Source organism: Paenibacillus sp. CB74 (genome assembly GCF_055687625.1).
Map to the genome: position 1 here is coordinate 1,011,324 of NZ_CM146009.1, position 18,386 is coordinate 1,029,709.

Below are 18,386 nucleotides of genomic sequence, written 5' to 3' on the forward strand. Positions count from 1 at the left end.
TGAACATAAACCCGATTATGAATGAAAACTTTGTAACCCCGATTACTGAGATGACTCGCGAGGATGGCATGAAGAATGGATTAGCGAAGATTTTAGAGGGCAGCCATCTGGAGCAAGCCGAAGCACGAGATTTGATGTATTCGATTATGAGAGGTGAGGCAACGCCGGCTCAAATCGGAGGTTTGTTAATGGCGCTGCGCATGAAGGGGGAAACGGTGGATGAGATCACCGGTTTTGCTGAAGCGATGCGTGGTCAAGGCGGACGGATTCTCACGGATGGCAGCGGCTTGTTGGACACTTGTGGAACAGGCGGATCGGGAATTCATAAATTCAATATTTCCACGGCATCTGCCATTATTGCTTCCGCCGTCTCGGTTCGGGTCGCCAAACATGGCAACCGTTCAGCTTCAGGCAAAGCAGGTAGTGCAGATGTATTGGAGGCACTCGGTGTAAATATCCATCTGAACGGGGAACAAGCCAGACAATGTCTGGATGATATCGGAATTTGCTTCTGTTTTGCCCAAGTATATCACCCTTCCATGCGACATGCGGCAGGACCGAGAAAAGAGCTGGGTGTGCGTACCATTTTCAATATGCTCGGACCCTTAACCAATCCTGCGGGAGCAGATCGCCAATTGCTTGGTCTGTATGATCGTTCCCGGACGCCGATGATCGCTGAAGTGCTGAATCGTCTTGGTCTCAAAAGAGCGTTGGTCGTGGCCAGTCATGATGGTTTGGATGAAATCAGTATCTCGGCGCCAACTCAGGTATCTGAACTTCGCAATGGTGAAGTGCACACCTACGATATTGATCCACGTGATATGGGCTTGTCTCTGCATCCACTCGAAGCGGTGCTTGGAGGAGATGCGGCACAGAATGCCGAAATTATTAAGAGGATCTTCCAGGGTGAGCAGAGTGCCTACCGTGATGTCGTACTGTTGAACGCTGGAGCATGCATCTACGTATCCGGTCTTGCAGATAGCATTGCTGAAGGGGTCACACTTGCCGCCGAAGCGGTAGATTCAGGCAAAGCTGCCGGGAAGCTTGAACAGTTAATTCATACAACGGAGGCGTACAGTCATGTATCTTGATCGAATCGTTGCAACCAAACATAAAGAAGTAGAAGTATTGGCACAGACATTTCGCATGGATGAGGCTATCCAAAAAATCGAACAACTACCCGCAACCCGGGGATTTGAACAAGCATTATCAAGCAGACGTAATCGCAAACTCGGCCTTATTGCTGAAGTGAAGAAGGCTTCACCATCCAAAGGGTTAATTCGCCCGGATTTTCATCCGGTAGAGATTGCTGCTGCTTATGAGCGAGCAGGTGCAGACTGCATCTCCGTATTAACGGATGTGTCGTATTTTCAAGGGAGCAACGAGTACTTGCAGGCGATCCATCAAGCGGTGAATATTCCGCTATTACGCAAGGATTTTATTATAGATGAACGACAGATTGCCGAGGCAAGATTACTGGGTGCTGATGCGATCCTGCTGATTGCCAGTATTCTGACACCTGAACAGATTCGTCAATATCTGGAATTTGCCAAAAGTTTGGGGCTGGATGCCTTGATTGAAGTTCACGATCGAACAGAACTGGAGCAGGTATTGGAGATTCCGCAGGCCACACTTGTGGGCATTAATAACCGTAATTTGAAAACATTCGAAACCAGTCTGAGCACGACACTGGATTTGATGGAATTGATTCCAAGTGGGGTCACTTTGATTAGCGAAAGTGGTATTGACGGACCAGAATCAACGGTGCCTCTGATCCAGGCCGGTGTTCATGGTATTCTCGTAGGTGAGCATCTCATGCGCAAGGATGATGTCGAGGCGGCTGTATATGATTTGATGGGACCCAAATGATGAATACTTCCATACACGATGGCACAGGTGACAGTATGTCTGAACGGAGAAACCCGCTGCCAGCGGCCGTAAAAATATGTGGACTTCAGGACGTTGAAGTGCTAAAATCGATGATAAACTTGCCTGTGGATTACATTGGTGTTGTTTTTGCCAAATCACGCCGCCGAATCGAACCCGAGCAGGCTGCTGCATTAAGAACCGTGTTGTTCGAATGGTCTGCCTATGATCGGCCGAAGCTTGCGGGTGTATTTGTGAATCCTACGCTTGATGAACTGGAACACATTATGGACATTGCTCACCTGGATGTTATTCAACTGCATGGACAGGAGTCTGCGGAATTCTGCCATCAGGTCAAGCAGCGGTGGAATGCCGAAGTATTCAAGGTTTTTTCTTTTCCCAAAGATGAAACGGGTCCGGAAGCTGATGATGTAGCCGTAAGGGCTCTTGATGCTTACGATAAATTCGTTGATGCGATATTGCTTGATACCCATGATCCTCTATATGGAGGGGGCTCCGGGAAAACATTTGCCTGGGAGCGAATTCCTGCCTATGCGGAATGGGCGAAAAGTCGCGAAATCTCTCTGTTCGTTGCAGGAGGTTTGCAGCCGGACAATGTACAGCAATTAATACAGACATATGCACCTTTCGGCGTCGATGTATCCAGTGGCGTTGAGACTGAAGGTGTGAAGGATATTGCCAAAATTACAGCATTCGTAGAAAGGGTGAAGCAGGCATGACACATCAATTGCCGGATCAACACGGGCGTTTCGGTCACTTCGGAGGCCGCTTTGTACCTGAGACACTAATGAACGCACTTATTGAGTTGGAGGAGGCATACAGCCACTTCTCTGAAGATGAGGAATTCAACAAGGAACTGAATTATCTGCTGAGCGAGTATTCTGGACGTGAAACCCCATTGTATCATGCAGAGCAATTGTCACGCCGATTGGGCGGACCGAAAATTTATCTGAAACGTGAAGATCTCAATCATACAGGCGCGCACAAAATTAATAACGCCATTGGACAAGGTCTGCTTGCCAAACGGATGGGCAAAAAGAAAGTTATTGCCGAAACGGGTGCAGGTCAACACGGCGTTGCAACGGCAACTGTAGCCGCATTGCTTGGACTGGAATGCAAAGTATTTATGGGCGAAGAAGATACAGAGCGTCAGCAGTTAAACGTATTTCGGATGAAGCTGCTCGGAGCAGAAGTAATTCCGGTTACGTCCGGAACACGGACACTGAAGGATGCTGGTAATGAAGCGCTTCGCTACTGGGTCAGCAATGTGGAGGATACGTTCTATGTGCTTGGATCAGTGGTTGGACCTCATCCATATCCGATGATGGTACGGAATTTCCAACGAGTGATTGGTGATGAGACCCGTCGTCAGATTCAGGAGATCGAAGGACGTTTGCCGGATGTAATTGTAGCAGCTGTCGGTGGAGGAAGTAATGCAATCGGCATGTTCTATCCATTTATCGGTGACCAGGATGTGAAGCTTGTTGGCGTTGAAGCCGCAGGCAAAGGGGTCGATACCGAGTATCACGCTGCGACGATGACCAAAGGTACGCATGGTGTGTTCCAGGGATCTATGAGTTACCTGTTGCAGGATGAGTATGGACAGGTTCAGCCAGCGCATTCCATCTCGGCCGGACTTGATTATCCGGGTGTTGGTCCGGAGCATTCCTATCTCAAGGATATTGAACGGGCAAAATATGTACCGATCACGGATCAGGAAGCACTTGATGCTCTGCAACTCCTATGTCGGACGGAAGGAATTATTCCTGCTCTGGAGTCTGCACATGCGGTTGCCCAAGTTGTCAAACTGGCGCCTGAACTCACAGCAGATGATATTGTAGTCATTTGTCTGTCGGGACGTGGAGACAAGGACGTTGAATCGATCATGAAATACACGGGAGGCGACTTGGGATGAATCTGATGGACCAGACCTTCCAGCAATTGAAGCAACAGAACCGAACGGCACTTATTCCATTCTTAACCGTGGGAGACCCGGATGTGGATACAACGATCGATATCATCAAGGAGCTTGAGCAGGCCGGAGCGGATATTTTGGAATTGGGTGTTCCTTATTCCGATCCACTTGCAGATGGTCCCGTCATTCAGCGTGCTTCCGAACGTGCGCTGAAAAGCCAGATTACCATTCGTACGGTTATGGAAACCGCAGCAAAAGCTCGTAAGGCAGGCGTGAAACTGCCGTTTGTGCTGTTCACCTATTATAATCCGGTCTTGCAGACCGGGTTGGATGTATTCTTTGAAGAATTGGTCAAACACGATATTAGTGGCATGATCATTCCGGACTTGCCAATTGAGGAAGCGGAAGAGATGCGACAACGTGCTAATCGCGCGGGAGTACATCTGGTGCCACTTGTTGCACCTACATCTAATGCACGGATTGAGCGGATTGTGAATGGAGCAAGTGGCTTTATCTATTGTGTATCTTCCCTTGGAGTAACCGGAGAGAGAGCTTCTTTCTTTGATGGTGTAGAAAGCTTCATTGAGACGGTGAAAAGTCTGACAGACGTCCCTGTAGCGGTAGGTTTCGGTATTTCTAGTCATGAGCAGGTGGAACATTTCTCCCGCATCTGCGATGGTGTTGTTGTAGGTAGTGCCATCGTTCGTCAGGTGGAAGAAGCGATCCCTCTGCTTGGAAATCCGGACACGCGTGCAGAGGGGCTGTTGCAAATTCGCAACTTTGTGGCACAATTGAAGGGATAGAGATGTCTTGAAAGTACATCCCTTGGACACATGAGGTGCACGCTCATTCGTGTCTAACATTATTTCAATAACAGGAGGCGGTCGGGTTGAAACCGAAATCCCAGATTGTCAATCTGCCTGTGTACCAACCGGGCAAACCGATTGAAGAAGTGAAACGTGAACTGGGGCTTGAACAAGTCATCAAACTGGCCTCCAACGAAAACCCATACGGCAGTTCTCCTGCCGCCCTGGAAGCCATTACGAGAGAAATGACTAACATAAGCATATACCCAGACGGTAGCTCGGTTGAGCTGACTGGAGTTCTTGCCAAGCATCTTGGTATTAAACGGAACAACTTAATATTTGGTTGTGGTTCTGATGAGATTATTGCTTTGATCACGAGAGCTTTCTTCTTGCCGGGTGACGAGACCATCATGGCAGATCAGACATTCTCCGTATACAAAAGCAATGCCGATATTGAAGGAGCCGTTACCATCGAAGTGCCTCTTAAAGATGGAACGCATGATCTGAGCGCGATGCTTGCGCAAATCAACGACAAAACGAAAGCGGTCTGGGTGTGTAATCCAAATAATCCGACAGGTACGATTATCTCTGAGCAGGAACTTACAGCCTTTATGGACCGTGTACCTGCACATGTGATGGTTGTACTGGACGAAGCTTATTATGAATTCGTAACCGATGATGCATATCCGCAAAGCATACCATTGATCGAACGGTATCCGAACTTGGTCATTCTGCGGACATTCTCCAAAATTTATGGTTTGGCTTCGCTCCGGATCGGATACGGCATCGCACGTCCCGAAATTATTGATTTGATTAACCGTGTACGTGAGCCGTTTAACACTTCGCGATTTGCACAGGTTGCGGCAACCGCTGCACTACTGGATCAGGATTTTGTTCAAGAGTGCTCGAAGCGGAATGCAACGGATCGGGATTTCCTGCAAAATGAATTTACACGGCTCGGATTGTCGTATTTCCCTTCACAGGGTAATTTCATTATGGTTGATCTGAACATGCCTTCGGCTACGGCGTTCCAATCCTTGCTGAAACAAGGCATTATCGTTCGCCCAGGATTCCACGTATACCCAACTTACATTCGTGTGTCCGTCGGAACATCAGAACAGAACCGTGCATTTGTCACGGCACTGGAGAACACGCTGGCTGAGAAGGCGGTAGCAAGCCCTTAATACTGGCGATGAAAGAGTGAGGACCCATGAAACTAAAAATTGCAATGATTGGTGTAGGACTCATCGGCGGTTCACTTGCGCTCTGCTTCAAAGGCAAGCCAGGTGTAACCGTGATGGGCTATGCCCACTTGGATGAACTGAAGGACAAGTACATAGCGAGCGGTGTAGTGGATGATGCTACGCTCTCACTGGAAGAAGCGGTAGAGGATGCCGACTTTATTTTTTTGTGCGTTCCCGTAGGTTTGCTTGAGTCCTACTTCGAGAAGCTTTCCAGGCTTCCATTGAAGAAAGGATGTATCATCACGGATGTAGGAAGCACCAAGGCTTCCATTGCCGCTTGTGCCGAGCATGTGCGGCTGACTGACGCTTACTTCATTGGTGGTCATCCTATGGCAGGGTCGGAGCGTGCAGGCGTGGATGCGGCCTCAGCCGTGTTGTTTGAGAATGCATATTATGTCTTAACCCCTTCAGAGCAAGTACCTGAAGAAGCTTACAGCAGGTTGTCGGAGCTGCTTGCCTATACGCGCGCACAGATCGTGCGTGTGGAGCCTCTGCTGCACGATGACATCGTGGGTGCGATTAGTCATTTGCCACATGTTATTGCTGTTGCGCTGGTCAATCAGGTGCGTGAATATAATGAGTCAAATCCGCTGTATAAAATGCTGGCTGCAGGTGGTTTCCGGGATATTACCCGGATTGCGTCCAGTGATGCAATTGTATGGAGAGATATCTTGCTTAGCAACCGTGATGTCCTACTGGGCTTGCTTAAGGACTGGAATAGCCAAATGACGGCCTTTACGGATATGTTGGAACATAAGAACGGTGATGGCATAGAGGAAGCATTCCGTCAGGCCCGTGAGTTCCGCAGTGTATTGCCCGAACGACGCAAAGGCATGATCTCACCGTTATTTGATCTGTACACCGATGTCCAGGATGCTCCGGGTATGATTGGTAAGATCGCAACTGAGCTTGGGGCGAATGACATTAACCTGAGCAACTTGGAGATTATCGAAAACCGGGTGGATGTGCCGGGCATCATGCGTCTGTCTTTCCGTCAGGAAGAGGATATGGAACGAGCCAAGACATTGTTGGATTCCTTAGGCTATCAAGTGTGGGTATAAGACGAGAAAGAGGGCGAAAGCCCTCTTTTTTGTGGAGTTGTAATGGAGTTGTTATATGAATTTCCTCAGAAATCAAAGAGGGCGATATATAAAAGATGAATGCAAATATTAACCTCTAAACTAGAGGTAATTCCTTTTTGAAGACAAAAAAAAGACCGCTTACAAAAGCGGCCATTGCTCACGTGGAGCAATACAGTTATTGGATAGGAGTGGAGAGAAACCATACTGTACCCTTATTATATGTATACGTTTTCATTCTGTCAACACTTTAAATAAAATTGTTTGAATTAATTATATCTTTCGGTAATTCAGGATAATAACTCCTTTTTTTGAGGGCCTGAAATCAAAAAAATATCACATTTTTGTAACCTTTTCAGTATATCATGCGTCTATATATGAAAGGCTTACCAAAAAGGCTCTAAATGAAGTCATGAACGTGAAAATGACTGCATATGAATGACAGGTCGGGTTCTGTGGACAGCAATGGATTTGCCAGGATGATGCAGACCGTTGTACAATAAATACTGTTAATGTAGAAACGTTGGGGAAATTGCCATTACATAGGGGAATTTGGCGGGAGGGCCAGTTATGGCGCTGAACGCTGTTTATATGCGGTGAAAACCGCAACTTTTTTGTGCCTGTTCGGTAATACATGGATAGAGTCGAACGGGGAGAAGCACATGGATGGGCGAGGAGGGGTCGCACTCAAATGACGGATTCCCAGTTGATTCGAGAGATCAAGGAAGGTAACCTGGAGTTATATTCCGAGCTGATGAGTCGTTATCAGCGTAAAATACTGGCTTTCGTATATCATATGTTGAAAAGTTCCAATATGGAGCTGCTTGCGGAAGATCTCTGTTCTGAGACTTTCTATAAGGCGTTCCGCAGTCTGCACTCTTTCCGTGAGGTGGATGCCTCATTCTCAACTTGGTTATATACCATTGCGAGAAATACGGTACTGAGTGAGCTTCGCAAACAGCGCAGCGGAAATGTCCCACTTGAAGAGAGCGGGATTGTTCCCGTTGCTCCTTCGGAGAATGCACCGGAGTATGCTGTACTGCGCAGCGAGCGGGTGATGCTGGTTAGAGATGCGATTAACAACTTGCCGGAGAAGCAACGTTCTGCGATTATACTCCGTGAGTATGATCAACTAGACTACCAGGAGATTGCGAATATTCTTGGGCAGAGCGTCAGTTCTGTGAAATCGCTATTATTCAGAGCAAGATCAAGCGTAAAAACTCAATTGGAACCTTATTTCTTCGAACCGGTGTACGAGCCATATGAAGGGATGAAGAACCGATGAATTGCAATGATGCCCAGGAACTGTTTGCACTGGTCTGGGACTTGCCGGAGAATCATCCTCAGCGGATTGCATTTCATGCTCATCTCGCTGGTTGTGAAGACTGCTCCGAGCAGTTTGAGGTTTGGGAAGAAGCCCAGATCTTGCTGCACAGCATCCCGATTCCAGTGACAGAACAACAGGCAGAGAGAGTGAACCGTAACGTTATGGACCGGATTTATGCGGAGTCTCCATGGTTATTGCCGGAGGAGGCAAAGGTTAATCGTTTCTCTGCTGCGATCCGCAAGCATATGTCTTTGTGGATTGCCGCGTTCCTGGCTATTTTTTTATGCAGCTTTCTGTACATGGCAATGTTTAAGCCAGATGTGTCAGAAGCTGAGCAAACCAAAGTTGTTGCTACGGGTATTCTGGAGACAGGAGTTGCCGGAAGCGCACCTTCGTCATCTGGATTATATCAGTACGACATGACTGGAGCGGATAGAGGAAGCATTATCGAACCTTTTGTAGTGAGTATGGGACCTGCTTATCCGCAGTATTGGATGGCCCTGTCTTTACTTGCAATTGGAATGGCGTTATTTTCTCTTGGCCGTATGCATCGAACAACGAATAAACGTAAACAAAGTGCGAGTGCATAGGTAATAACCTTTCGTTCGCCGTGTGGAGAAATGAGGGATGTAAGTGCGAATCGGGCTTATTCGTCACGGTCTTACAGACTGGAATGCGGCAGGCCGTATACAGGGGCAGACTGATATACCTCTGAATGGGGAAGGTCGTGAACAGGCTGAGCGACTGGGAAGACGTCTGTTGACTGAAGATTACCAGTGGGACCATATCATCACAAGTGGATTATCGCGGGCACAGGAAACAGGGGAGATTATCTCCAAACTGTTAAATGTACCTATGCTTGAGCCGGACGCACGGTTGAAAGAAAGGGCTTTTGGTCAGATTGAAGGTCTGACGTCAGAAGAGCGGGTTGCCCGTTGGGGCCAATCCTGGGAGACATTGGACTTGGGACAGGAGAAGATTGCGGATATCCAGCTTCGTGCAATGGCGTTTCTGGAAGATCTATGGTCTGCCTATTCGGACCAAAACGTACTCATTGTCACTCACGGAGCTTTTCTGGCCAACCTGTTAACAGCCTTGTTTAAAGATCGGTATACGCAGCGGATTGGAAACCTGTCACTGACGATCCTGGAAAAGGAACGTGATGACTGGAGTCCGCTGTTATATAATTGCACACGACATCTGTCTTTGGACACAGCAAAACAACCTGAGTAATCCAACTTGGGTTGTTTTTTTGCATTTTAGGGGGAATAAAGCCTTTATATGATTTCAAACCTCTCATTTTTCTTCTGATTGGCCGACTTGGGGCATAGTATGATTAACAATTAATTTCATAATTCACTAAAGATATTATGAAATTGATTCAAACATAAAAGATTTCCAAAAAGAGGTTTAGATTATAGGAATTCCGTCAACGATGTTTACAAAACCAAACTATTTCAGGCTCCGAATCAGCAGCCGAAGTAGTTAACGGGCGAGGCGATGGACCCATGAATCTAGCGGATATGCTTACTTTTGCCGATATTGGCCAGCTTAATCGAATTGCAGACTATTACCAATGTGAATGCAAACCCAACTCCAAACATGAACTCATCCAGAGTATTCTCACTACATTGGGCAGCAGACCCTTTTTTGAGCAGCAGGTACGACAACTGAATCAAGCAGATCAGCGCTTTTTGAACAACTTGTTGTTTGATCCTCGCCAGTATTATGGTATGGAAGAACTCATTGCCATAGCCCGTCAATCGATGGACAAAAAGGAGAGTGAGGCAGGCGCCAGTCCACGTGATCTCATCGTTCGCTTCAATAAGAGTGGATGGTTGTTCAATGGGACAACGCAGCAGACCAGGTATTTGTATCAGGTGCCACAGGATCTGAAATTAAGATTCAGGGATGTGTTATCCACACATCTGCGAGCAGGGATCACCAAAACTACGGAACCGCCCATGTATCGGGATGAGTATCATCTCTTAGCGGATGATCTCAAGTTGTTCCTTCAGTTTGTCCAGCAGCACGAAATTGCCCTTAACGCTGAGGGCATGATGTACCGGCGCTCTCAACAGCAGATTATGGAGCATCTACACATTAGTGAGGAATTGGTGGGCAAAGGTGGCTGGAGATTCGGATATGGTCGTTCATTTAAGGATTACCCGGATCGTTTTGCACTTCTCTACGACTATGCATTTCACCACCGGCTGGTTCGTGAGGAGCAAGGCATGCTGAAGCTGTCACCAACCGGAGAAGACAAGCTGGGGGCTGAGAAAACGGCCGAAATGATACAGCTATTTAGGTTTTGGTTAAGATTGTATAAAGGTGCTATTCCCAATCTGTCCTCTATTGTGTATTGGACAGGCGAATGTGCCTTGGAATGGTCTACCGCCGAGTCGCTGTTTCGTCAGATCGGTCCATTCATTCAGCCGTTCTATTATGATACAGCCGAGGCCATCTATGATAACAGAATTGTTAAAATGATGTTGCATCTTGGCATGGTCCGAATTGGGGAACATGAGGAAGGTCGGACGATACAAATGACAGCTTGGGGTTCACGTCTTGCTGCATCCTGTCGCTCCATTTCAGGAGACGTTACACCTATTATGTTTGACAAGTGAAGGACAAGTTGCTAAAATCACTCCCAAATTAAGGAGTGATAATAATGATAATTCCATACAAAGGCCTACAACCTCAGTTACACTCTTCGGTATATATAGCTGAAGGTGCGAAACTAATTGGTGATTTGAGAATGGGAGAAGAGTCTTCCGTCTGGTTCAATGCGGTCCTGCGGGCTGATTTGGCTCCTATTGTCATTGGAAAGCGCTGTAATATTCAAGATAATGTTGTTGGGCATGTCAATACGGATCAACCTTTAATTGTGGGAGATGATGTTTCCGTAGGACACACAGCGATCATTCATGGTTGTCGTATTGGAACAGGATCATTAATCGGCATGGGAGCCATTCTGCTGAATGGAGCAGACATTGGGGAATATACGCTGATTGGAGCCGGTTCTGTTGTTACTGAGAATAGTAAAATTCCGCCCTATACTCTTGCTTTGGGGACACCTGCCAAAGTGATACGTGAGTTGACTGATGCTGATCTGGAGCGGATGTCCAGAACTTCACTGGGTTATGTCACCAAAGGAAAAGAATATAGGAGCTCTTAAATCCGTTTTGGAGGTGCATCCTATTGGATAAAATGAAAGTTACGTATGAAGTCATGTTGGGGCTAGCAGCTGAGATGGTGTGGGACGAAGCGCTTCGCAAACAGCGCAGCGAGAAGCTCTATTTGGAAATCGATAAAGCGTTAGCTACCGGAGACGAAGTAGCTTTCCGGAGTCTGACGGATGAACTGAGGACCATAAACTGATGGGCAAAATAGTTCCTTTCTGAGATAAAAGGGAATGCGCAGATGCGTGTTTCCTTTTTTGATATGTGAAATTACGAAATGAATGTCTGGATTTATAAGAAATGGTCATATATAATATGGGAATAAAATGGATAGAGAGGGGATATAGGGAATTGAAATTCAGTGAGATGACTCAAGACAGCTGGGCTGAACTGCAACTCTATCTGGATACATGCCTTATTCCATATACAGCTCTTAGCGGTGAGCAGTCGCCGGTTGAAGTTACCGAGGCATTGGAGCGGCTGAGAGATTTTCTGGATCTGGTCGAAATTCCTTTCAAAGGGAGAATCATGACTTATCCAGCCTTTCACTATGCTAATCCGAAATTGTCAATGACATTAAATTCCTTGTCTTCACAGCTTAAGTCTTCCGGATTCAAATATGTGGTTATTATGTCATCAGATGGTCAATTAAATGAGGTGGAAATTCCTTCTGCTGATCTGGTTTTGAGTCGGTCCGTATTAACTCATGAGGTCGGAGAAGAGGGCATTGCGAGATTTGTAGGGGAAAAGATACGAGAGTTGTGGAAAAAATAGTTTTTGGCGACAAATGTGACAATTTTACAACATTTTTTTAATAACGCTTACAAATGAACCTTAAAAATGTGTGACAAATTCTTGACGGTGTTCTAGGGCTACTATATGATTATGTATGTTCTAGTAAGTCGTGGAATTTATGAAAATGAAAACGGTTGAGAGAGTTGGCTGAAAAAGGGGGTTGGAGACAGTATGAGCAGTGAGCATGACCACCACGAAGCTTCATTGAAATTGCCAAGCCGCATGGAGATGTCACGCAGGCAGTTTTTGACCTACACGCTTGGTGGAGCTACAGCCTACATGGCCGCCGGTGCAATCCTTCCTATGGTCCGTTTTGCGGTGGACCCGATTTTGCAACATAAGGGAGAAGGCACCTCTGTCAAAGTAGCTGAAATCAGCAAAATTACGAATGAGCCTCAAGAATTCACCTTTGAACTTAAACAACAGGATGGTTGGTATCTGAGTAATGCATCGTTAGTGGCGTGGATTCGCAAAGACGAGCAGGGTAAAATTTATGCACTTTCACCTATCTGTAAACATCTGGGATGTACAGTAGGCTGGAATAGTGACAAACAGTACCCTGACGAGTATCATTGCCCCTGCCATGGCGCGCACTATGACAAGGAAGGGAAGAATCTTGCCGTAGCCCCCAAACCGCTGGATGAGTACGTAGTCAAGGAAGAGCAGGGTTGGGTATATCTGGGCGACATTGTTCCGAACACCCGAGTGAATTAGGAGGCGTGAACGCAGATGTTTAAAAATGTCTATGACTGGATTGACGAGCGTCTCGATATCACGCCAATATGGCGGGACGTTGCGGATCATGAAGTTCCAGAGCATGTAAATCCGGCTCATCACTTTTCCGCATTCGTGTACTGCTTTGGTGGATTGACGTTCTTTATTACTGTTATTCAGATTCTGTCAGGCATGTTCCTGACCATGTATTACGTACCTGATATTATCAATGCCTACGCAAGTGTGGAGTATTTGCAGACCAAAGTAGCCTTCGGCCAAATTGTTCGCGGCATGCACCACTGGGGAGCCAGTCTGGTTATCGTAATGATGTTCTTACATACGATGCGTGTGTTCTTTACAGGCTCTTACAAGGCACCGCGTGAAATGAACTGGGTTGTCGGCATGCTGATCTTTTTCGTCATGTTGGGCCTGGGTCTGACAGGGTACTTGTTGCCATGGGATAACAAAGCCTATTTCGCAACAAAAGTAACACTGGAGATTGCCAATACGGTTCCTTGGTTGGGACCAATTATTAAAGAATTCCTGCAAGGCGGTACGATTGTTGGTGCACAGACACTAACCCGATTCTTTGCCCTGCACGTATTCTTCCTCCCCGCTGTGCTTCTGGTGCTTCTGGTCGGACACTTTATCATGATCCGCAGACAGGGCATTTCGGGACCACTATAAACGAAAGAAGGGAGGAATCGCAATGGCTCACGGACATAAGAAGCATGATGAGGAAAAGGTTATCTTTGTCGGTGATTCACGGGTTCGTAAAGGTGCGGGATTCATTACCCCGCCTGATTACACGGCGTATCCCGGCAAATCAGAAGCCTTTATTCCTAACTTCCTGCTGAAAGAATGGATGGTTGGTGTCGTTGTATTGGTGGGGATTTTGGTACTAACGATCTCAGAACCTGCACCTTTGGGGTATCCGGCCAATCCAAGCGCATCCGTTATACCCATGCCGGACTGGTACTTCCTTTTTCTGTATCAGTACTTGAAGTATCCATACGCATCGGGCGATTACGTGTTGCTCGGGGTACTGGGGGTCAGCGGGGTCGCTTTTGGAGCGTTGCTGCTGGCACCATTTCTGGACACAGGTAAGGAGCGGCGTTTCTATAAGCGCCCCATTGCTTCATCACTGATGATTCTGTCGGTCATTTCTGTATTCTATCTGACGAATGTAGCGTGGACACACTACGAGCATGAGTTGGAAGCAAGTGGACAGAAGCCTGAACATATTCAACGTGAAGAAGAAGCACTGGAGAGGCGTGAACAGGGGCTCCCTCCAGTTTCCAATGCACCTGGACAGCAAGAAGAAGTTGCGATCGTGGAACAGGATGATCCTGCAATGGAAACGTACAAGAAGGCTGGGTGTATTGGCTGCCATGCGGCTGATATGAAGGGGGCAAGTGGACCTTCACTTCGAGGTGTGGGTGACAAGCACAGCCAGGAAGAGATTCTGACCATTATCAAAGAAGGCTACAACGAGATGCCTGCGATGTACAATCAAGCGATTGCTCAAGGTGTAACGGATGAAGAGATTACTCATCTGACCGAATGGCTTGCGAAACAGAAAGCAGAACAGTAAAATCGAAATAACCAATGAAACCTGATCGTTTATGCGGTCAGGTTTTTTTGAAGTGTTTTTTGGACAGCACTGTATGTGCGCAATATATGATGAAGGAAGGGGCAGGGAATGTGGCTTTATCGTATTTCTGGAGCAGGGAGTTTCTGACCAATCGTTATTTCCTGTGGCTATTATTTTGGTGTAATGCGGTAGGAACGGTATACGGATACATCTGGTACGGAGAGCAAATGAAATTGACGCTGGCTGAGCAACCGGTGTGGCAGATCGTATTTGTGCCAGATAGTCCAACAGCGAGTTTGTTTTTTACTTTAGCGTTGCTATGGATCTTGTACCCACCACGGTCCATCGTTATCAAACGGATCGGACATGTGATTCAGGCGCTTGCTGTGGTCACATCTGTGAAATATGGCGTGTGGGCCGTATCCATTATTTTCGCTGGCTGGATGCAAGGTGGCACACAGCACTGGCAAGACTGGATGTTGATTGCTTCCCATAGCGCAATGGCGATTGAAGCTCTTATATATGTACGCTTTTTCGGCTTCCGATGGGCTGCCCTTGTCATTGCAGGTCTCTGGACGCTGTTGAACGATACAATGGATTATACATATGATATTTACCCTTGGTTACCCGCCTCCCTCTATGATCATGTTGATGGTGTGCGTAATTTCACATTCGGACTGACACTGGTGAGCATTCTGTGCGCGTGGCTAGCCTTAAGACAGGCAAGACGTACCTGAGCTCATACTTTGGGGAGTGGATAACAGTCTCATGAAGAGTCGCTATTTTAGCGGCTTTTTCTATGTCACAAATCGAGTAGGGTACGGAATCCTCTTCTGCTTGTTCTAACGAGTTGTCCCCCGCCATACATTGGTGGTGGGAGGGATGTCCATGAAGAGAACGTTCGGGATCAAAACCGGCTTATTGGTGGTATCGTTCATGGCTCTGCTGCTTTGGACGAACTTAGCATATCGTGTATCCGCGCAAAGTGATGGACTGAATTCGATTTCGGATCAGCAAGTGTCCACTAGCAATTCAATTGCGCAACTTAATGAAGAAGCAGCCATTTTGTATCGTCAGGCACTGGAGAACAATATTGAAGAAGTGCGAGGAAGCATTCTGCGTATTAGTAAAAGTCTGGAGCATATCTCCTTTGAGGGACAAACGACAGTCGAAGGCATTCACGCCTTGTCCGAAACCATAGTTGAAGTGAAACAAGCCGTTGTGAAGGTGAAAAATGACGACGCTTCTCTTCAGCAGTCCTCTGCCAAACTCAGACTTGCAGCAGATAGTCTCGCGAATCCAACCAAGCCTTTATGGCTTCAGTATTATAAAATCGTGAAAAACGATCTGGATGCTTTGTCCGCTGCTACAGATCAAGGGCAAACTGCGGCTGTGCTGGCAAATCGCTACACCGTTTTGGAGGAGCATTATGAGACGATACGTCCTGCCGCTCTGATTCGACGTGAACCGTATGAAATTGCTCAGATGGACGCTTGGTTATCTCATACCAAAGGGCTTACCGCTGCAAAACAGCCTGATCTGGCTCAGTTAAAGAGCATGGTGGGCCACGGTGAGGAACTGGTGAACCAGTTATTTGGTCGCGAGAAGGACGAGAGTGCCTTTGTACCGTTTGTACAAGGCCCTGATCGAAGGGCAGCCGGGCTGCTGATAAGTTCGGTCATTGTGGCGACGCTAAGTTACGCCGGATATCGTAAATATCGTGCACAGCAGCAGGGGATTTTTCCTTTTCGGCGCTAATTGGATATAAACGTGATCGTGGTATATTTATTATAAAAAAAGACCTCTTTCGCATAAACAGCCACGGTAACGGCTCTTCATGTGAAAAGAGGTCTTTTTGTAGTTTCTACAGCATGTCAGCTTTCTTTGAAACCTTCTCCATGTACATCGTGAACATCGCTGATGATGACAAAAGCTCTGGGGTCTATGGAACGTACAATAGTCTGCAGACGCCGGAACTCTTGCCTGGAGATCACACAGTAGGCCATGTGTTTGGCCTGTTTAGAGTATGCGCCAATGGCTGGAATGAGGGTAACGCCACGATCCATATCCCGTGTGATCTGGTCCGCAATCTCGGGTGCATGGTCACTAATGATCATAAATGCCCGGGCAGAATATGCACCTTCCTGAATAAAGTCGATGACTTTGGAAGCGATGAATACAGCTACGAGCGTATACAGGATTTTTTCTTTGGGGATGTAGATGAGAGAGAGACCGATAATAACAAAATCGATGCCAAGCAATACCCGTCCCATACTCCACCCATACTTGCGATTTAGAATGCGAGCAATGATGTCTGAACCGCCCGTCGTTCCACCCCAACGAAATACGATGCCAAGACCGGCTCCAAGGGTAACACCTGCATATAATGCAGCTAACAGGAGGTCATTCTCGGTATGTAATGGTTCAATCCAGCCCAGATGAATCAACTTTTCAAACAACCATAGAAAAACGGTCAAAGCCCCGATTCCGATACCCGTATAGATCATCTGTCTGCCGCCCAAAATTTTGAGCCCGATCAGAAAGAGGGGGACATTAAGAATCAAGGTCGTTAGAGAAGGTGAGATGCCGAAAGCATAATTGATCAGCACGGTAACCCCGGTGAGGCCACCTTCCATAAGCTGGTTAGGGATAATAAAATAGAGGAGCCCAAAGGCATATAAGGCTGTACCCAACAGGATGGGGAGTACCAGTTTAACTTGAACCCAGGTTTTGGCAGTGCTCATAAGATCCCTCGCTGTATATAAATTAGAATGAAGAAGCAATCATTCCCATCCTAGTATACCTGTTTATTGATTCTTTAAAAATGATTTGTCGCTGATGATGGTGGAAGTGAATCTAAATAACTGATATTATTAGGAACAAATACGACATCATTTCAAAAGGAGAATCCGTTCTCATGGAGAAAAGCATCGCAGAAATGCAGCGTGAGGTTGATCAGTATATCTCCCAGTTCAAGGAGGGGTATTTCAGTCCTCTGGCCATGCTGGCCCGGATGTCTGAAGAGGTTGGGGAGCTTGCCAGGGAAGTGAATCATGAGTTTGGCGAGAAGCCAAAGAAATCTTCCGAAGCAGCCAATTCCATTGAACTTGAGCTTGGAGATATTTTATTTATCACGATTTGTTTTGCGAACTCACTCGGCATTGATCTGGCTGAGGCGCACGACAAAGTCATGCATAAATTTAACACCCGCGATGCCAATCGGTGGACTCCCAAAAACACCGATTAGGCGTAGATTACATATGCTGTACCATCACCCGATCGGGGAGGGTCAGCTTAATGATGAAACCGGAAGAATATATGCAGCAGGCTTACCGCTGTATATTGCAAAATGATTTTGAGCAGGCGATTCGTTGGTTCGAGTCAGCCATTCACGCTCATCCCAAACATGCGGAGTTATATTATCGCTGTTCCATTACCCACGCCCGCAGCAAGCATCTGGTTCCGGCGCTTGAATATGCGCGTAAGGCGGTTGAATTGTCGCCAGGAACAGAAGAGTATATATTACATCTGCAGACGCTGGAAGCGAAACAATTGACCTCCAGAGCGAAGTTGCTGTTGGAGCAGGCGGGTATTGCAACACAGGAGCGCTATGTGGAAGCGTCAACGCTCCTGCAAGAAGCGGTCAAACTTGATCCGCTCTCCGTGGAAGCTCATGTTATGCTTGCGCTGGCTTACAGTGATTTGAATGAATTTGACTATGCCATTCAGGTGCTGCGTGAGGCAATTTTGCTGGACCCGCAGAATGGGCAGCTGCATCAGATGTTACAGGAAATCAAGCAACGTATGAAATCCATTCAATAAGAATTCATTTTGCAAAGATTC

The 18,386-nt window shown here is 46.9% G+C and carries 22 protein-coding genes; 21 read left to right on the forward strand and 1 reads right to left on the reverse strand.

Going from position 1 to position 18,386, the window contains the following annotated elements:
- Positions 1 to 50: 50 nt before the first annotated feature.
- The 19 genes from trpD to ACX9NY_RS04760 all read left to right on the forward strand — a co-directional run bounded on the left by trpD (position 51) and on the right by ACX9NY_RS04760 (position 16,301).
- Positions 51 to 1,091 (forward strand): anthranilate phosphoribosyltransferase, encoded by a 1,041-nt coding sequence (trpD, locus tag ACX9NY_RS04670; protein WP_253442664.1) that lies wholly within the window; start codon positions 51 to 53, stop codon positions 1,089 to 1,091.
- Positions 1,081 to 1,869, forward strand: a complete 789-nt coding sequence (gene trpC / locus ACX9NY_RS04675) for an indole-3-glycerol phosphate synthase TrpC (protein ID WP_472477297.1) — start codon at positions 1,081 to 1,083, stop codon at positions 1,867 to 1,869. Before trpD ends, trpC begins: the two co-directional genes overlap by 11 nt.
- A 35-nt stretch (positions 1,870 to 1,904) precedes the next feature.
- Entirely contained in the window at positions 1,905 to 2,606 is a 702-nt protein-coding gene (locus tag ACX9NY_RS04680; RefSeq protein WP_472477299.1) for a phosphoribosylanthranilate isomerase, read from the forward strand.
- The gene (gene trpB / locus ACX9NY_RS04685) at positions 2,603 to 3,802 is read left to right on the forward strand and encodes a tryptophan synthase subunit beta (protein WP_215076005.1); all 1,200 of its coding nucleotides are present in this window, start codon (positions 2,603 to 2,605) and stop codon (positions 3,800 to 3,802) included. Before ACX9NY_RS04680 ends, trpB begins: the two co-directional genes overlap by 4 nt.
- Positions 3,799 to 4,605 (forward strand): tryptophan synthase subunit alpha, encoded by an 807-nt coding sequence (gene trpA / locus ACX9NY_RS04690; protein WP_472477301.1) that lies wholly within the window; start codon positions 3,799 to 3,801, stop codon positions 4,603 to 4,605. The genes trpB and trpA overlap by 4 nt, the downstream gene beginning before the upstream one ends.
- Before the next feature lie 86 nt (positions 4,606 to 4,691).
- On the forward strand, positions 4,692 to 5,792 hold the full coding sequence (gene hisC, locus ACX9NY_RS04695) for a histidinol-phosphate transaminase (RefSeq protein ID WP_472477303.1): 1,101 nt from the start codon (positions 4,692 to 4,694) through the stop codon (positions 5,790 to 5,792).
- A 26-nt stretch (positions 5,793 to 5,818) separates the two neighbouring features.
- Positions 5,819 to 6,913 carry a prephenate dehydrogenase gene (locus ACX9NY_RS04700; protein ID WP_339256126.1) on the forward strand — a complete coding sequence of 365 codons (1,095 nt, stop codon included), beginning with the start codon at positions 5,819 to 5,821 and terminating at the stop codon, positions 6,911 to 6,913.
- Between the two features lie 709 nt (positions 6,914 to 7,622).
- On the forward strand, positions 7,623 to 8,216 hold the full coding sequence (locus ACX9NY_RS04705; RefSeq protein ID WP_062835180.1) for an RNA polymerase sigma factor: 594 nt from the start codon (positions 7,623 to 7,625) through the stop codon (positions 8,214 to 8,216).
- Complete coding sequence (locus ACX9NY_RS04710; protein WP_339235188.1) at positions 8,213 to 8,848, forward strand: anti-sigma factor family protein; 636 nt, start codon at positions 8,213 to 8,215, stop codon at positions 8,846 to 8,848. The genes ACX9NY_RS04705 and ACX9NY_RS04710 overlap by 4 nt, the downstream gene beginning before the upstream one ends.
- A 43-nt stretch (positions 8,849 to 8,891) precedes the next feature.
- The gene (locus ACX9NY_RS04715; protein ID WP_339307334.1) at positions 8,892 to 9,491 is read left to right on the forward strand and encodes a histidine phosphatase family protein; all 600 of its coding nucleotides are present in this window, start codon (positions 8,892 to 8,894) and stop codon (positions 9,489 to 9,491) included.
- Between the two features lie 275 nt (positions 9,492 to 9,766).
- On the forward strand, positions 9,767 to 10,885 hold the full coding sequence (locus ACX9NY_RS04720; RefSeq protein WP_339256121.1) for a hypothetical protein: 1,119 nt from the start codon (positions 9,767 to 9,769) through the stop codon (positions 10,883 to 10,885).
- Between the two features lie 44 nt (positions 10,886 to 10,929).
- Complete coding sequence (locus ACX9NY_RS04725; RefSeq protein ID WP_339235180.1) at positions 10,930 to 11,436, forward strand: gamma carbonic anhydrase family protein; 507 nt, start codon at positions 10,930 to 10,932, stop codon at positions 11,434 to 11,436.
- A 23-nt stretch (positions 11,437 to 11,459) separates the two neighbouring features.
- Positions 11,460 to 11,639, forward strand: a complete 180-nt coding sequence (locus tag ACX9NY_RS04730) for an IDEAL domain-containing protein (protein ID WP_017687723.1) — start codon at positions 11,460 to 11,462, stop codon at positions 11,637 to 11,639.
- A 152-nt stretch (positions 11,640 to 11,791) separates the two neighbouring features.
- Positions 11,792 to 12,214 carry a DUF2487 family protein gene (locus ACX9NY_RS04735; protein ID WP_472477306.1) on the forward strand — a complete coding sequence of 141 codons (423 nt, stop codon included), beginning with the start codon at positions 11,792 to 11,794 and terminating at the stop codon, positions 12,212 to 12,214.
- Between the two features lie 192 nt (positions 12,215 to 12,406).
- The gene (locus tag ACX9NY_RS04740) at positions 12,407 to 12,949 is read left to right on the forward strand and encodes a QcrA and Rieske domain-containing protein (RefSeq protein ID WP_017687725.1); all 543 of its coding nucleotides are present in this window, start codon (positions 12,407 to 12,409) and stop codon (positions 12,947 to 12,949) included.
- Between the two features lie 15 nt (positions 12,950 to 12,964).
- Complete coding sequence (gene qcrB / locus ACX9NY_RS04745) at positions 12,965 to 13,636, forward strand: menaquinol-cytochrome c reductase cytochrome b subunit (protein WP_017687726.1); 672 nt, start codon at positions 12,965 to 12,967, stop codon at positions 13,634 to 13,636.
- 22 nt (positions 13,637 to 13,658) lie between these two features.
- Complete coding sequence (locus ACX9NY_RS04750; RefSeq protein ID WP_339256117.1) at positions 13,659 to 14,543, forward strand: menaquinol-cytochrome c reductase cytochrome b/c subunit; 885 nt, start codon at positions 13,659 to 13,661, stop codon at positions 14,541 to 14,543.
- A 110-nt stretch (positions 14,544 to 14,653) separates the two neighbouring features.
- Positions 14,654 to 15,280: a DUF1405 domain-containing protein gene (locus tag ACX9NY_RS04755; RefSeq protein WP_339235168.1), complete on the forward strand. Its 627-nt coding sequence runs from the start codon at positions 14,654 to 14,656 to the stop codon at positions 15,278 to 15,280.
- 151 nt (positions 15,281 to 15,431) lie between these two features.
- A complete protein-coding gene (locus tag ACX9NY_RS04760) occupies positions 15,432 to 16,301 on the forward strand; it encodes a sporulation protein YpjB (RefSeq protein ID WP_339235165.1) in 870 nt (289 codons plus the stop codon).
- A 116-nt stretch (positions 16,302 to 16,417) separates the two neighbouring features.
- Here ACX9NY_RS04760 and ACX9NY_RS04765 read toward each other — a convergent pair whose 3' ends face one another.
- The gene (locus tag ACX9NY_RS04765; protein WP_253438555.1) at positions 16,418 to 17,287 is read right to left on the reverse strand and encodes a YitT family protein; all 870 of its coding nucleotides are present in this window, start codon (positions 17,285 to 17,287) and stop codon (positions 16,418 to 16,420) included.
- Between the two features lie 173 nt (positions 17,288 to 17,460).
- Between ACX9NY_RS04765 and ACX9NY_RS04770 the strand changes: the two genes are divergently transcribed.
- Both ACX9NY_RS04770 and ACX9NY_RS04775 read left to right on the forward strand, forming a co-directional pair.
- Positions 17,461 to 17,790, forward strand: a complete 330-nt coding sequence (locus ACX9NY_RS04770; protein WP_017687732.1) for a nucleotide pyrophosphohydrolase — start codon at positions 17,461 to 17,463, stop codon at positions 17,788 to 17,790.
- A gap of 50 nt (positions 17,791 to 17,840) precedes the next feature.
- The gene (locus tag ACX9NY_RS04775; RefSeq protein ID WP_307410829.1) at positions 17,841 to 18,365 is read left to right on the forward strand and encodes a tetratricopeptide repeat protein; all 525 of its coding nucleotides are present in this window, start codon (positions 17,841 to 17,843) and stop codon (positions 18,363 to 18,365) included.
- Positions 18,366 to 18,386: the final 21 nt, after the last annotated feature.